General features: G+C 69.4%; 12 protein-coding genes. 8 read left to right on the forward strand and 4 right to left on the reverse strand.

Annotated elements, in window-relative coordinates:
• Position 1: 1 nt before the first annotated feature.
• Positions 2-622, reverse strand: a complete 621-nt coding sequence (locus GE300_RS01640) for an NAD(P)H-dependent oxidoreductase (protein WP_154444265.1) — start codon at positions 620-622, stop codon at positions 2-4.
• 142 nt (positions 623-764) lie between these two features.
• Here GE300_RS01640 and GE300_RS01645 point away from each other — a divergent pair, with 142 nt between their 5' ends.
• Complete coding sequence (locus GE300_RS01645; RefSeq protein ID WP_154444267.1) at positions 765-3,152, forward strand: ATP-dependent helicase; 2,388 nt, start codon at positions 765-767, stop codon at positions 3,150-3,152.
• Positions 3,153-3,396: 244 nt separating this feature from the next.
• On the opposite strand, the gene GE300_RS01650 is transcribed toward GE300_RS01645, so the two are convergent.
• Positions 3,397-3,618: a DUF1127 domain-containing protein gene (locus GE300_RS01650; RefSeq protein WP_154444269.1), complete on the reverse strand. Its 222-nt coding sequence runs from the start codon at positions 3,616-3,618 to the stop codon at positions 3,397-3,399.
• Between the two features lie 396 nt (positions 3,619-4,014).
• Here GE300_RS01650 and GE300_RS01655 point away from each other — a divergent pair, with 396 nt between their 5' ends.
• The 6 genes from GE300_RS01655 to GE300_RS01680 all read left to right on the forward strand — a co-directional run bounded on the left by GE300_RS01655 (position 4,015) and on the right by GE300_RS01680 (position 10,729).
• Positions 4,015-5,286, forward strand: a complete 1,272-nt coding sequence (locus GE300_RS01655; protein WP_233416700.1) for an MFS transporter — start codon at positions 4,015-4,017, stop codon at positions 5,284-5,286.
• Positions 5,287-5,435: 149 nt separating this feature from the next.
• On the forward strand, positions 5,436-6,620 hold the full coding sequence (locus GE300_RS01660; RefSeq protein ID WP_154444273.1) for an ABC transporter substrate-binding protein: 1,185 nt from the start codon (positions 5,436-5,438) through the stop codon (positions 6,618-6,620).
• An 88-nt stretch (positions 6,621-6,708) separates the two neighbouring features.
• Positions 6,709-7,491 (forward strand): ABC transporter ATP-binding protein, encoded by a 783-nt coding sequence (locus tag GE300_RS01665; protein ID WP_325063079.1) that lies wholly within the window; start codon positions 6,709-6,711, stop codon positions 7,489-7,491.
• Between the two features lie 223 nt (positions 7,492-7,714).
• Positions 7,715-8,419 carry an ABC transporter ATP-binding protein gene (locus GE300_RS01670; protein ID WP_154444277.1) on the forward strand — a complete coding sequence of 235 codons (705 nt, stop codon included), beginning with the start codon at positions 7,715-7,717 and terminating at the stop codon, positions 8,417-8,419.
• 1 nt (position 8,420) lies between these two features.
• Positions 8,421-9,434 (forward strand): branched-chain amino acid ABC transporter permease, encoded by a 1,014-nt coding sequence (locus tag GE300_RS01675; RefSeq protein WP_154444279.1) that lies wholly within the window; start codon positions 8,421-8,423, stop codon positions 9,432-9,434.
• Complete coding sequence (locus GE300_RS01680; RefSeq protein ID WP_154444281.1) at positions 9,431-10,729, forward strand: branched-chain amino acid ABC transporter permease; 1,299 nt, start codon at positions 9,431-9,433, stop codon at positions 10,727-10,729. Before GE300_RS01675 ends, GE300_RS01680 begins: the two co-directional genes overlap by 4 nt.
• On the opposite strand, the gene GE300_RS01685 is transcribed toward GE300_RS01680, so the two are convergent.
• Entirely contained in the window at positions 10,692-11,912 is a 1,221-nt protein-coding gene (locus GE300_RS01685; protein ID WP_154444283.1) for a Bcr/CflA family efflux MFS transporter, read from the reverse strand. The two genes, GE300_RS01680 and GE300_RS01685, sit on opposite strands and share 38 nt — an antisense overlap.
• Before the next feature lie 26 nt (positions 11,913-11,938).
• Complete coding sequence (locus GE300_RS01690) at positions 11,939-12,952, reverse strand: LysR family transcriptional regulator (protein ID WP_154444285.1); 1,014 nt, start codon at positions 12,950-12,952, stop codon at positions 11,939-11,941.
• Positions 12,953-13,231: 279 nt separating this feature from the next.
• On the opposite strand from GE300_RS01690, the gene GE300_RS01695 reads away from it, so the two are divergent.
• A complete protein-coding gene (locus GE300_RS01695) occupies positions 13,232-13,666 on the forward strand; it encodes a hypothetical protein (RefSeq protein ID WP_154444287.1) in 435 nt (144 codons plus the stop codon).
• The last annotated feature ends 22 nt before the right edge of the window (positions 13,667-13,688 follow it).

Raw genomic sequence — 13,688 nt, forward strand, 5'->3', positions numbered from 1 at the left:
CTCAGCCCTCCGCGATCAGCCGGCGCCGGGCCGGGTCCAGCCGGTCCGCCTGCTGCGCCAGCTCCAGGTCCAGCCGGTCGTGCACCAGCGCCTCGAGCAGATCCTCCCAGACCTCGAGATGCGCCTCGACGACGCCGCGCGCCCGCGCCGTGCGCGAGCCGTGCAGCACGAACGGCGGCAGGTAGCGCATGCCGCACAGCGCCGCCATCTGCTCCAGCGGGACCAGCAGTTGCCGGACGGTGAAGTTGTTGTAGCCGCCGGGCCCGAAGGCGTCGCCGCCGGCGCCGGTGGTGCAGGCGGAAAAGAACGTCTTGCCGGCCAGCGCGCCGCCGCCCTCGCCGTAGGCGAAGCCGTGCTCCAGCACCAGGTCCTGCCATTCCTTCAGCATCGCCGGCGTCGAGTACCAGTACATCGGGTGCAGGAAGATCAGCGTCCCGTGCTCCCTCAGCCGGGCCTGTTCGGCGTCGACGTCGATGTCGAGATTCGGATAGTCGGCATACAGGTCGACCAGGGTCACCCCCGGCACCCATTCGGCCACGCGGGCCATCGGCACCACCACCTGCGAGCGACGCGGCGACGGGTGGGCGAAAAGGATCAACACCTTGTTGCGTAGGGGCGCCATGCACAGCCTCGATTGCGGTTCGCACCAACCTATGCCGCCGCCGCGGCGGCGTCGACCGCCCAGGCGGCGGCGGCACGCGCCCGCGCGGAACATCTGGCGAACATGCTTTTCTTTCCCGGCCGATGCCGCTAAATCTGGGGGCATGAGCAGTTGGCAACACGATGAATCGCGCGCCTTCGAGCAATGGGAACGGCGGCCGCTGTCCGAACGCGCGATGGCGGCACCGCCCAGCCCCTATCTTGACGGGCTGAATTCCGCGCAGCGCGCCGCGGTCGAGGCGCTGGACGGCCCGGTGCTGGTGCTGGCGGGCGCCGGCACCGGCAAGACCCGGGCGCTGACCGCGCGCATCGCGCACCTGCTGACCACCGGCCGCGCGCAGCCGAACGAGATCCTCTCCGTCACCTTCACCAACAAGGCCGCGCGCGAGATGAAGGACCGCGTCGGCCAGCTGGTCGGCGGCCGCGTCGAGGGCATGCCGTGGCTGGGCACGTTTCATTCGATCTGCGTCAAGCTGCTGCGCCGCCACGCCGAGCTGGTCGGGCTGAAGACCAACTTCACCATCCTCGACACCGACGACCAGCTGCGGCTGCTGAAACAGCTGATCCGGGCCGAGAACGTCGACGACAAGCGCTGGCCCGCGCGCATGCTGCTGCGGCTGATCGATCGCTGGAAGAACCGCGCCTGGACGCCCGACAGGGTGCCCGGCGCCGAAGCCGGCGCGTACAACCACCGCGGGACCGAGTTCTATGAACAATATCAGGATAGGTTGAAGATCCTGAATGCCGTCGATTTCGGCGATCTACTTCTGCACATGGTGCGGATCTTCCAGGAACATCCGGATGTTCTTGGAAAGTACCAGAAATGGTTTAAATACATTCTTGTAGACGAATATCAAGATACGAACGTCGCCCAGTACCTCTGGCTGCGGCTGCTGGCGGGCGGGCACAGGAACATTGCCTGCGTCGGCGACGACGATCAGTCCATCTATGGCTGGCGCGGCGCCGAGGTGGGCAACATCTTGCGGTTCGAGAAGGATTTTCCCGGCGCGACGGTGATCCGGCTGGAGCAGAACTACCGCTCGACGCCGCACATCCTTGCCGCCGCCAGCGGCGTGATCGCCGCGAACGAATCGCGACTCGGCAAGACGCTGTGGACCGATGCCGACGAGGGCGACAAGGTCCGCCTGATCGGTCACTGGGACGGCGAGGAGGAAGCCCGCTGGATCGGCGAGGAGGCAGAGGCCTACCAGGCCGGCACCCGCGGCCACGAGCCGCTGTCGCTGGACGACGTGGCGATCCTGGTGCGCGCCAGCTTCCAGATGCGCGCCTTCGAGGACCGGTTCCTGACCATCGGCCTGCCCTACCGGGTGATCGGCGGCCCGCGTTTCTACGAGCGGCTCGAGATCCGCGACGCCATGGCCTATTTCCGCGTCGTGGTCAGCCCGGACGACGGGCTGGCGTTCGAGCGTATCGTCAACGTGCCCAAGCGCGGCATCGGCGACAAGGCGCAGCAGACCCTGAACCAGGCCGCGCGGATGAACGGCGTGTCGCTGCTGGAAGGCGCGCGCATCGCCCTGGCCGACGGCCGGATCAAGGGCAAGGCGGCGGGCGAGCTGCGCGCGCTGATCGACGGCTTCGACCGCTGGTCGGCGCTGCTGAAGGACGGCGCGCTGGGCCATGTCGAGCTGGCCGAGACGATCCTGGACGAGTCCGGCTACACCGCGTTCTGGCAGAACGACAAGACCCCCGAGGCCCCCGGCCGGCTGGAGAACCTGAAGGAGCTGATCAAGGCGCTGGGCGAGTTCGAGAACCTGCAGGGCTTTCTGGAACACGTCAGCCTGGTGATGGAGAACGAGCAGGAGGACGCCGCCGCCAAGGTCTCGATCATGACGCTGCACGCCGCCAAGGGGCTGGAATTCCCGTGCGTGTTCCTGCCCGGATGGGAGGACGGTCTGTTCCCGTCGCAGCGCACGATGGACGAAAGCGGGCTGAAGGGCGTCGAGGAAGAGCGCCGGCTGGCCTATGTCGGCATCACCCGCGCCGAGCGGCACTGCACGATCAGCTTCGCCGCCAACCGCCGGGTCTACAACCAGTGGCAGTCCGCGCTGCCCTCGCGCTTCATCGACGAGCTGCCGGCCGAGCATGTCGAGGTGCTGACGCCGCCCGGCCTTTACGGCGGCGGCTACGGCGCCGCGGCCCCGGCGGCGCACGAGATCCCCGGCGTGATGCGCGCCAGCGACCTGCCGGAGAAGGCGTCGCGCGCCGACGTCTACAACTCGCCGGGCTGGAAGCGGATGCAGGCCCGGGCCGGGCGCCGCGGCGTGTCGCAGCCGCAGGAGGCGCGCAACATGGTGATCGACGCCCAGGCCGCGCCGGCGTTCGCGCTGGGCGAGCGGGTGTTCCACCAGAAGTTTGGCTATGGCGCGGTGATCGAAATCGAGGGCGACAAGATGACCGTCGCGTTCGAGAAGGCGGGCACCAAGAAGGTCGTCGCCTCCTACCTCAACGCGGCGGATTCGATCCCGTTCTGAGCCGGCCGCCGGCGCCGCCGGCGTCCGCGTCCGCCCGCAGCCGGCACCGCGGCCGCCGGAACCCGAAGCGATGATCGTCCTTGACCTGCGCCGGGCCGGCAGGGCGGGCCCGCCCTTGGCTACTCCGGGCCGCGGGACAGGCGACACGGTCCGGTCTTGCCGGCCGGGCCGGACGGCGCCGACCGCAAACGAAAACGCCCGGCCGAAGCCGGGCGTTCCCTGTCATTCCTTGTGCGGCCCGACCTTACAGGCTGCGAACGCTGTCCCGGGCGATGCGCGGGATATCGAAGCGCGAGATGCCCAGATCGGCCAGGTCGCGGTCGTTCAGCGCCGACAGTTCGCGCTCGGTGCGGCGAACCATCTTGTTTTCCTCGTGGCGCGCGCGCAGGTTCTGCAGCAGCGCGGCAAAGCGATCGGCCAGGGCCGGACGGGTGGCGATCGCGGAGTGATGCGTCGTGGTAGCCATGTCAATCTTCCTTTCGTGCGGGCCCTTCGGCCCTGCTTAGTTGCTGCTCGACGACCCGTATCGGCATGCGGCCGTTCGCGGCGTCTCGGGCGGTGCGGCCGTTGGGCCGCGGTTGATCCAAGTTGCGGGGCCTGCGCCCCCTTCGACAGTGATGGGGCGTTCTGCCCCGTCCTCCCGGTGCGCGGTGCGTCCCGCGCTTGGTGTGCGACCTCTGTTGCCCGCCGTGACGGGGCATCGGCCGCGACCGGACCGGACTGGCGCTGACGGCACGACATGCTATCTAGGTCGTGTCGCCCAGCCCCGATCGGGTTTTTCCGCCCGACCTTCCGGCCCCTGCTGCACTGCAATATGGATGCTTTGGCGAAAGCCACAACCGTCCGCTTTGGAAAAGCCGTTATGCGTTTGGTTCATAGCCTCGACAGCACCTCGCCCGGCGCGCCCCGGCCGCCGCGCGGGCCGCGCAAGCCCTTGAAATTCGGCCTGAACCTGTCGGCGTTCCGCTCGCGCGACTTCCGCCTCTACCTGTTCGGCAACGCGTTCTCGCTGCAGGCGATGTGGATCCAGCGCATCACCTTCGCCTGGCTGGCATGGCAGATGTCGGGCTCGGCGGCGTTCGTGGGACTGGTCGCGTTCCTCGGTTTCGCGCCGACGATGCTGTCCGGGCCGGTGTTCGGCGCGCTGATCGACCGGGTGCCGCTGCTGCCGGCGGCGCGCACCGCGCAGGCGCTGCTGTTCGCCCTGGCGCTGCTGACCGCCGGGCTGCACGCCGCCGGGCTGCTGGGCCAGGGCACGCTGGCGGCGCTGGCGCTGGGCTACGGCGTGGTGATGTCGGCGCACCACCCGGTGCGGATGAGCCTGGCGCCGCTGCTGGCGCCGCGCGGCAGCATCTCGTCGGTGATCGCCACCACCTCGATCAACTTCAACCTGGCGCGCAGCATCGGTCCGGCGCTGGGCGGCGCGCTGATCCACGCCGGGGGGCCGGGGGCGGCGCTGTGGGTGGTCGCCGCCTGCCTGCTGCCCTACCAGATCGTGCTGCGGCTGCTGCGCCCGCGCGAGCGCGCACCGCTGGACGAGGCGCCCGGCTCGCTGCTGCACGGGCTGGCACAGGGCCTGCGCTATGCCTGGCGCGACCGCTTCACCCGGCTGATCCTGCTGCTGACCGGCGGCTTCGCGCTGCTGGGCCGCGGCATGCTCGAGATCCTGCCGCTGGTCGCCGACGGGCTGTTCGCGCGCGGCCCCACCGGGCTGGGCACGCTGACCTCGGTCGCCGGGCTGGGCGCGCTGGCGGCCGCGGCGCTGGTGATCGCGCTGCCCGCGCCGCTGCCCGGCCGGGTGCCGCGCGCCAGCCTGGTCTCGGCTGGGCTGGGCGTGGCGCTGACGCTGGTGGTGGCGCTGTCGCGCAACTGGCCGGTCACCGTCGCCGCGGTGGCGGCGCTGGGCGGCGCCGGCACGGTGCTGGGCGTGTCGGTGCAGTCCGCGCTGCAGCAGGCGCTGGCCGACGGCTATCGCGGCCGGGTGATGAGCCTGTGGGTGATGACCGGCATCGGCGGCTCGGCGCTGGGCGCGCTGCTGCTGGGCGGGCTGGCCGACGCGCTGGGCCTGGCCTGGGCGGCGGCGATCGTGCTGGCGCTGGCGGCGCTGCCGCTGTCGATGGCGCGGGCGCGCTGATCGCCCTGACCCGGCCGCCGCCGGACCGCGGCCGACCTGACGTGGCGGCCGCCCGCCATGGCCTTGCGTGGCAAGTGCAAAGCGATATTGTTTCGGCAGAGGAATCCGGCCGGACGCTCGAACCGCCGGCCACACAGGGAGAGCACTACATGCGGAAATTTCTTCTCGCTTCCGCCGCCAGCGCGCTGGTCGGCACCGGCGCCCTCGCGCAGGAGGCGAATATCGGCATCATCTTCGGCTTCACCGGGCCGATCGAATCGCTGACCCCGAACATGGCGGCCAGCGCCGAACTTGCCCTGAAGGAGGTATCGGACAGCGGCAAGCTGCTGGACGGGCTGACCCTGACCCCGGTGCGCGCCGACTCGACCTGCGTCGACAGCGCCGCCGCCACCGCCGCGGCCGAGCGGCTGGTGACCTCGGACAACGTCGTCGCCATCGTCGGCGCCGACTGCTCGGGCGTGACCACCGCCGTCGCCAACAACGTCGCGGTGCCCAACGGCGTGGTGATGGTGTCGCCCTCGGCGACCTCGCCGGCGCTGTCCAGCATCGACGACAACGACCTGTTCTTCCGCGTCGCCCCGTCGGACGCCCGCCAGGGCGAGGTGCTGGCGAACATCGTCAAGGACAACGGCCATGACGAAGTGGCCGTGACCTACACCAACAACGACTACGGCAAGGGCCTGTCGGACAGCTTCATCCAGAACTACGAGGCGCTCGGCGGCACCGTCACCATCAACGCCGCACACGAGGACGGCAAGGGCGACTACTCGGCCGAGGTGGGCGCGCTGGCGTCGGCCGGCGGCAGCGCGCTGGTGGTGCTGGGCTACGCCGATCAGGGCGGTGTCGGCGTCGTCCGCGCGGCGCTGGACACCGGCGCCTTCGACACCTTCGCCTTCGGCGACGGCATGTTCGCCGACACCCTGCTGGACGCGCTGGGCGACAGCCTGGAAGGCTCGATCGGCTCGGTGCCCTGGTCCGAGGGCGAGGGCGCCGACACCTTCGCCGAGGTCGCCGAGGCCGCTGGCGTCGACCCGTCCTCGACCTTCACCCGCGAAAGCTACGACTCGGCGGCGCTGATCGCGCTGGCGATCCAGAAGGGCGGCGAGGCCAGCCGCGAGGCGGTCGCCGCCAACCTGCTGGACGTGGCCAACGAGCCGGGCGAGAAGATCATGCCGGGCGAGCTGGCCAAGGCGCTGGAAATTCTTGCCGAGGGCGGCGACGTCGATTATGTCGGCGCCACCAACGTCGAGCTGATCGGCCCCGGCGAGGCCGCCGGCACCTATCGCGACTACGTCATCGAGGGTGGCGAGTACAAGACCGTCCAGTTCCGCTGACGGCCGCGACGATCCAACCTGGGGGACCCGAGGCGCGGCCGCGCCTTGGGTCTTTCCATAACTGGAAGAGCCTGGCATGGCCCGACCCATCATCGAGGTGCGCGACCTGCACATGCACTTCGGCGGCATCCGCGCCGTCGACGGCGCCAGCCTCTCGATCGCCGAGGGCTCGATCACCGGGCTGATCGGCCCCAACGGCGCCGGCAAGACCACGCTGTTCAACGTCGTCGCCGGGCACTACGCGCCGACCTCGGGGCAGGTGCTGCTCGACGGCCAGGACATCACCGGGCTGCCGCCGCACGAGCTGTTCGGCCGCGGCCTGCTGCGCACCTTCCAGATCGCGCACGAATTCTCCACCCTGACGGTGCGCGAGAACCTGATGATGGTGCCCGCTGGCCAGTCCGGCGAAGGGTTGTGGGACGCCTGGTTCCGCTACGGCAAGGTCAAGGCCGAGGAACGCGCGATCCGCGCCAAGGCAGACGAGGTGATCGAGTTCCTCGAGATCTCCCGCGTCGCGGACGAGCTGGCCGGCAACCTGTCCGGCGGGCAGAAGAAGCTGCTGGAGCTGGGCCGGACGATGATGGTCGACGCCAAGATCGTGTTTCTGGACGAGGTCGGCGCCGGCGTGAACCGCACCTTGCTGAACACCATCGGCGACGCGATCCTGCGGCTGAACCGCGAACGCGGCTACACCTTCTGCATGATCGAGCACGACATGGATTTCATCGGCCGGCTGTGCGATCCGGTGATCGTCATGGCCGAGGGCCGCGTGCTGACCGAGGGCACGGTGGACGCGGTCAAGTCCGACGAGCGCGTGATCGAGGCGTATCTGGGCACCGGCCTGAAGAACAAGCCGGGGATGGGCGCATGATCCCCGCCGCCGCGGCGCGGCCCGCGCTTCGGGCCGCCGAAGGTCAGGGGCATGGCCCCCGGCGGGCTGGATTGGCTGCGGCAGGAGGCGTGATGACTCCGGCATCGCGCCCCGCGCGAGAACGCGCTTACGAAGTCTTCATGAACAGTCTGCCTTTCCGATCAACAGATTACTTGGGTTTTCACGGTGAAATCCCCGCATTTTCACGAAACGGGGGCGCGCCATGGCTTTCCTGATCGGCGAGGCCATGACCGGTGGCTACGGCGGCGCCGACATCCTTCACGACTGCACGATCTCGGTCGAGAAGGGGCAGATCGCAGTGATCGTCGGGCCCAACGGCGCCGGCAAGTCGACCGCGATGAAGGCGGTGTTCGGCATGCTCGGGCTGCGCCAGGGCCGGGTGCTGCTGGACGGGCGCGACATCACCGCGCTCAGCCCGCAGGACCGGGTCGCGGCGGGCATGGGCTTCGTGCCGCAGAACGCGAACGTCTTCACCTCGCTGACGGTGCGCGAGAACCTCGAGATGGGCGCCTACCTGCGCCAGGACGACTATTCCATCACGATGGAGCAGGTGTTCGACCTGTTCCCGATCCTGCAGGAAAAGGCCGCCCAGCCGGCGGGCGAGCTGTCCGGCGGCCAGCGCCAGCAGGTCGCCGTCGGCCGCGCGCTGATGACCCAGCCCTCGGTGCTGATGCTGGACGAGCCCACCGCCGGCGTCTCGCCGATCGTGATGGACGAGCTGTTCGACCGCATCCTCGAGGTCGCCGCCACCGGCATCGCCATCCTGATGGTCGAGCAGAACGCCAAGCAGGCGCTGAACATCGCCGACCGCGGCTTCGTGCTGGTGCAGGGCCGCAACCGCTTCACCGACACCGGGCAGGCCCTGCTGGCCGACCCCGAGGTCCGCGCCAGCTTCCTGGGGGGTTGAGATGACCGACGTGCTGAACGCCCTGGTCCTGTTCGCAAACTTCGTGCTGGTTCCCGGCGTCGCCTACGGCGCGCAGCTCGCGCTCGGTGCGCTCGGGCTGACGATGATCTACGCAGTGCTGCGCTTCACCAACATCGCCTACGGCGACACCATGGCGTTCGGCGCGATGTGCACCGTGTTCGCGACCTGGTGGCTGCAGGCGGCCGGGATCACCATCGGCCCGCTGCCCACCGCGCTGCTGGCGCTGCCCGCGGGCATCGTCGGCGCGGTGCTGCTGTGCCTGCTGTTCGACCGCACGGTGTATCGCTTCTATCGCAGGCAGAAGGCGCCGCCGGTGGTGTTCCTGATCGCCTCGATCGGAGTGATGTTCATGACCAACGGGCTGGTGCGGCTGATCATCGGCCCCGACGACCGGCGCTTCGCGGACGGCGGGCGTTTCATCGTGCAGGCCCGCGAGTTCAAGGAGATGACCGGCCTGGCCGAGGGTCTCGCCGTCCGCTCGACGCAGGCGCTGACGCTGGCGGTGGCGGTCGTGGTGGTGATCGCGCTGTTCTGGTTCCTCAACCGCACCCGCATGGGCAAGGCGATGCGCGCCTATTCCGACAACGAGGACCTGGCGCTGCTGTCCGGCATCAACCCCGACCGGGTGGTGTTCTGGGCCTGGGTGATCGCCGCCGGGCTGGCGACCGTCGCCGGGGTGCTCTACGGGCTCGACAAGTCGTTCAAGCCTTTCACCTACTTCCAGCTGCTGCTGCCGATCTTCGCCGCCGCGATCGTCGGCGGCATCGGCAACCCGGTCGGGGCGATCGCCGGCGGCTTCCTGATCGCCTTCTCCGAGGTGACGGTGACCTATGCCTACAAGCGCTTCCTGAGCTACCTCGCGCCCGACGGCTGGGCACCGGACGGGCTCGTGCAGCTGCTGTCGACGGACTACAAGTTCGCCGTCAGCTTCGTGATCCTTGTGGTGGTGCTGCTGTTCCGGCCCACCGGCCTGTTCCGGGGGCGCGTGATATGATCCGCAACGGCTTGCTGTTCGCCGCCATGGCCGCGGCGCTGATCCTGGTCGGCCTGTTCCAGAGCTGGAACGTCGCGCTGGCGATCCTGAACCTGCAGCTGATCTCGGCGGTAATGGCGCTGGGCACCAACATGCAATGGGGCTACGCCGGGCTGATCAACGTCGGCATCATGGGCTTCGCCGCGGTGGGGGGGATTGCCGCGGTGCTGGTCTCGATGCCGCCGGTGCCCGAGGCCTGGCGCGCGGGCGGCGCCGGCGTGCTGCTGGCGGGGCTGGCGCTGGCCGCGACGGTCGCCGTCACGGTGCTGGCGCGGTCCCGGCTTGAGGGCCGGGCGAAGATGCTGGCCACGCTGCTGGTCGTCGCCGTCGGCTATTTCGTCATCCGCCGCTTCTACGATCCGGCGGTGGACGCGATCGAGGCGGTGGATTCGGCCCGAACCGGCTATCTGGGCGGTCTCGGCCTGCCGATCCTGCTGGGCTGGCTGGCCGGCGGCGTCGCCGCCGCGGGCGTCGCCTGGGTGATCGGCAAGGTGGCGCTGGGGCTGCGCTCGGACTATCTGGCGATCGCCACGCTGGGGATCTCGGAGATCATCATCGCGATCCTGAAGAACGAGGACTGGCTGAGCCGCGGCGTCAAGAACGTCACCGGCCTGCCCCGGCCCGTGCCCTACGAGGTGCAGCTGCAGCGCGAGGCCTGGTTCCAGGACCTGGCGGCGCGTTGGGGGCAACAGCCCGAGCTGTTCTCGGGGGTGACGGTCAAGGCGCTGTACGCGGTGCTGTTCCTCATCGTGCTGCTGGCGGTCTACGCGCTGGCGCAGCGCGCGCTGGCCTCGCCCTGGGGGCGGATGATGCGGGCGATCCGCGACAACCGCGACGCGGCCGCGGCGATGGGCAAGAACGTCAAGCGGCGGCACCTGCAGGTGTTCGTGCTGGGCTCGGCCGTGGTCGGCATCGGCGGCGCCATGCTGACCACGCTGGACGGGCAGTTCACACCCGGCAGCTACCAGCCGCTGCGCTACACCTTCCTGATCTGGGTGATGGTGATCGTCGGCGGGTCGGGCAACAACACCGGCTCGATCCTCGGCGCGTTCGTGGTCTGGTTCGTCTGGGTCGAGGCCGAACCCGCCGGCATCCTGCTGATGGAGGCGGTGTCCGCGGTTCTGCCGCGCGGCTCGGCGCTGTCGGCGCAGTTGATGGACGCGGCGCCGCACCTGCGGCTGTTCCTGATGGGCCTGATCCTGCTGGTGGTGCTGCGCTTCAGCCCGCGCGGCCTGATCCCCGAGCCGCGCCGCTGAGCGGCGCGACCAGGATCAGCGCCGCGCCCAGCCCCACGCACAGCGCCATCACCAGCGCCATCGGCAGCGCCGTGCCGTCGTAGAACTGCGCCGACAGATACCCCGCCGCCGCCGACAGCCCGAGCTGGAGCGAGCCCAGCAGCGCCGCCGCCGGACCCTGCGGCGCGTCGGCCACCACCCCCAGCACCTCGAGCGGGCCGGCGGCCAGCACCAGCGCCAGGCTGCCGGCGTAAAGGCCGACCGGCACCAGCATCGTCACCACGCCCAGTTGCCCCGCCGCCAGCGGCAGCACCAGCAGCACGCTGGCCGCCAGCGTCACCAGCGCGCCCAGCCGCAGCAGCCGTGCCGCCGTCACCCGCCGCCCCAGCCGCGAGGCGATCGCGTTGCCGGCGACGAAGGCCGCGACCACCGCCAGGTTGGTCAAGCCATAGCGCTCGGTCGGCAGGCCGATCAGGTCGATGAACACCACCGGCGCGGTGGTGACATAGGCATAGAGCGCCGCGAAGATCAGCGACACGCCCACCGCCGGCTGCAGGAAGCGCCTGTTCGACAGCAGCGCGCCATAGCCGCGCAGCGTGCCGCGCAGATGCAGGCGGTGCGATACCGACAGCGATTCCGGCACCTGATGCCACAGCGCCGCGGCCACCAGCAGCGCCAGCGCGGCGACGAACCAGAACCCCGCCTGCCAGCCGAACCAGACGTGGAGATAGCCGCCGATCAGCGGCCCCACCGCCGGCGCCATGCCCAGCGCGGCGCCGTAGATCGCCATCACCGCCAGCGCCCGCGACGGTCCGTACAGCTCGCGGATCATCAGCACGATCACCACCGAAGGCACGCTGGAGAACAGCCCCTGCATGAACCGTCCCGACAGCAGCCAGCCGATGTCCGGCGCCAGCGCGCTGGCCGCCGAGGTCAGCGCGAAGGCGACGAACGCCCCCAACAGCAGACGGCGGCGGCCGATCGCGTCGGCCACCGGCCCGTGCACCAGCTGCGCCAGTGCATAGGCGGCCAGGTTGATGCTGACGGTCAGCTGAGCGGCGGTGATCGAGGTTCCGAACGCGTCGGGCAGGTCGGGGATCGACGGCGTGATCAGGTCGGTGGACAGGATGCTGACCGCGGTGCACGCGGCCAGGATGTAGGGCACGGTGCGGCCCGGCGCGGGCCGCGTCATCGTTGTGGACAAGACAGCGGCCTCACAAGACAGGGGCCTCAGCCGATTTCCCGAAGGTTTCCGGTGGCGGCGAACCCGCGAGCCGTGCTGTCCTGCCAGTGCCGGCTGTCGAACTCGCCGAAGGCGCTGGGGTGGATGAACTCATCGCGGAACCAGGGATACTTGCTGGCATCGAAGGCGCCGATCAGCCAGTCGATGATGGTGGCGATCCGCGGCGTCCTGCGCGCGTCCGGGTGATAGGTCATCCAGATGTCGATGCGGTGGTGGACGCCGATGTCGATCGGCACCAGGTCCGCGCCCAGCGCCGAGGCGAAGGTCGGCAGGCCGCCGATGCCGGCGCCGCGCTCGACCGCGTAGAAGTGCGCCGCGGACGAGTTGGTGCGGATGCCGACCACGCCCTCGATGTCCTCGATCCCGAGGTAGCGCGGCCAGGCGCCCTGGTCCAGCTGCGGGCCGACCTGGTCGACCAGCCGATGGTCCAGCATCTCGGCGCGGCTTTGCGGCACGCCGTAGACGTCGATGTAACGGCGCGAGGCGTAGGGATAGACGTGCAGCGAGGCCAGCCGGCGGCGCATCACGTGCGGGTTCTGCGGTTCGGCGAACTGGATCGCGACGTCGGCCTCCATCCGGCTGACGTCGACCGGCACTTCTGCGGCCTTCAGGTCGATCACCATCATCGGGTTGCCGCGCTGGAACTCGATCAGCCGCGGCATCAGCCAGTACGAGCCGATGCCCTCGGTCGCGGCGATGCGAACGATGCCGCGCTTGTTCGGATCGAAGGTCTCGATCCGGCGCTGGAAATCGAACGCGCCCTGTTCGATCTGGTTCGCTGACGACACCAGCCGCGACGCCTCGCGCGTCAACTGCACGCCGTTGGGCAGCCGGTCGAACAGCTGGAATCCCAGCTCTTCTTCGAGGGCGCTGATTCTCCGCACAACTGTAGAGCTGGTCAGGCCCAGTTTCTTTGCGGCCGCCCTGAAGCTCAGAGCACGCGCACAGGCCAGAAATACCTTCAAATCATCCCAGGAAGGGTCCGGAGTCGCGTGTTTCATGTCGCCCCGCTGCAATTCCGCATCAGTCCGTTGCAAACACTATGCGCTGCAAAGGCGAATTCGGCAAGCTAATTTTCAACCGTAAATACTCGTGTGCGGCAGAATTAAGGAGGAATTTTGGTCTTTTTGGCCGAATAGATTGAGCCGATGATGCACCTCGCCAAGGAATTCGACACTCTGGACCCGGAACCGGCAAGACGCCGCGTTCTCGTGACACGGGCCCGTCACGTCGAATTACGCGCAATCTATCCCCGGGCGGCTGCCGCGCTGATGCAGCGCATGGCCAGCCTGGATACCTGCGAGAGTATACGAAAACGGCATCTGGACAACCTCTGGTCGATCTTCGACCGGCGGAGCGGCGATCTGATCGGCATGTACGCGATGGCGATGCTGACCGAGGAAGGGCGCGCCGCCCTTCTGGACGGAAGCTTCGAGGCGCACGATCCGCGACTGTCGCACGTGGCGGCCACCGGCGAGCCGGTGTCGGCGATCTACAAGTGGGGCGTGTTCGCACCGGCGATGGCCGCGGCGGCGATCCCGCTGATCGCGGAACGGCTGTCGACGCCCGACTATCGCGATCTGGACCTCTACGGCAACGGCTCCACCCCCGCCGGGCGCCGCATCATGCGGTCGGTCGGCTTCAAGCCGGTCGACGATCCGCGCTCACCCAACCTGTATCTGTACCCGCGCCTGTCCAGACGTCCGCGCGGCTGAGTAAACCGTCACCCCTGTTCGG

This window comes from Halovulum marinum, from assembly GCF_009697225.1.
Taxonomy (GTDB): domain Bacteria; phylum Pseudomonadota; class Alphaproteobacteria; order Rhodobacterales; family Rhodobacteraceae; genus Halovulum; species Halovulum marinum.

Coding starts and splice junctions, on each gene's coding strand:
- GE300_RS01680 (WP_154444281.1), top strand. CDS start 9,431: ATGATCCGCAACGGCTTGCTGTTCGCCGCCATGGCCGCGGCGCTGATC.
- GE300_RS01675 (WP_154444279.1), top strand. CDS start 8,421: ATGACCGACGTGCTGAACGCCCTGGTCCTGTTCGCAAACTTCGTGCTG.
- GE300_RS01670 (WP_154444277.1), top strand. CDS start 7,715: ATGGCTTTCCTGATCGGCGAGGCCATGACCGGTGGCTACGGCGGCGCC.
- GE300_RS01650 (WP_154444269.1), bottom strand. CDS start 3,618: ATGGCTACCACGACGCATCACTCCGCGATCGCCACCCGTCCGGCCCTG.
- GE300_RS01690 (WP_154444285.1), bottom strand. CDS start 12,952: ATGAAACACGCGACTCCGGACCCTTCCTGGGATGATTTGAAGGTATTT.
- GE300_RS01695 (WP_154444287.1), top strand. CDS start 13,232: ATGGCCAGCCTGGATACCTGCGAGAGTATACGAAAACGGCATCTGGAC.
- GE300_RS01655 (WP_233416700.1), top strand. CDS start 4,015: ATGCGTTTGGTTCATAGCCTCGACAGCACCTCGCCCGGCGCGCCCCGG.
- GE300_RS01645 (WP_154444267.1), top strand. CDS start 765: ATGAGCAGTTGGCAACACGATGAATCGCGCGCCTTCGAGCAATGGGAA.
- GE300_RS01660 (WP_154444273.1), top strand. CDS start 5,436: ATGCGGAAATTTCTTCTCGCTTCCGCCGCCAGCGCGCTGGTCGGCACC.
- GE300_RS01640 (WP_154444265.1), bottom strand. CDS start 622: ATGGCGCCCCTACGCAACAAGGTGTTGATCCTTTTCGCCCACCCGTCG.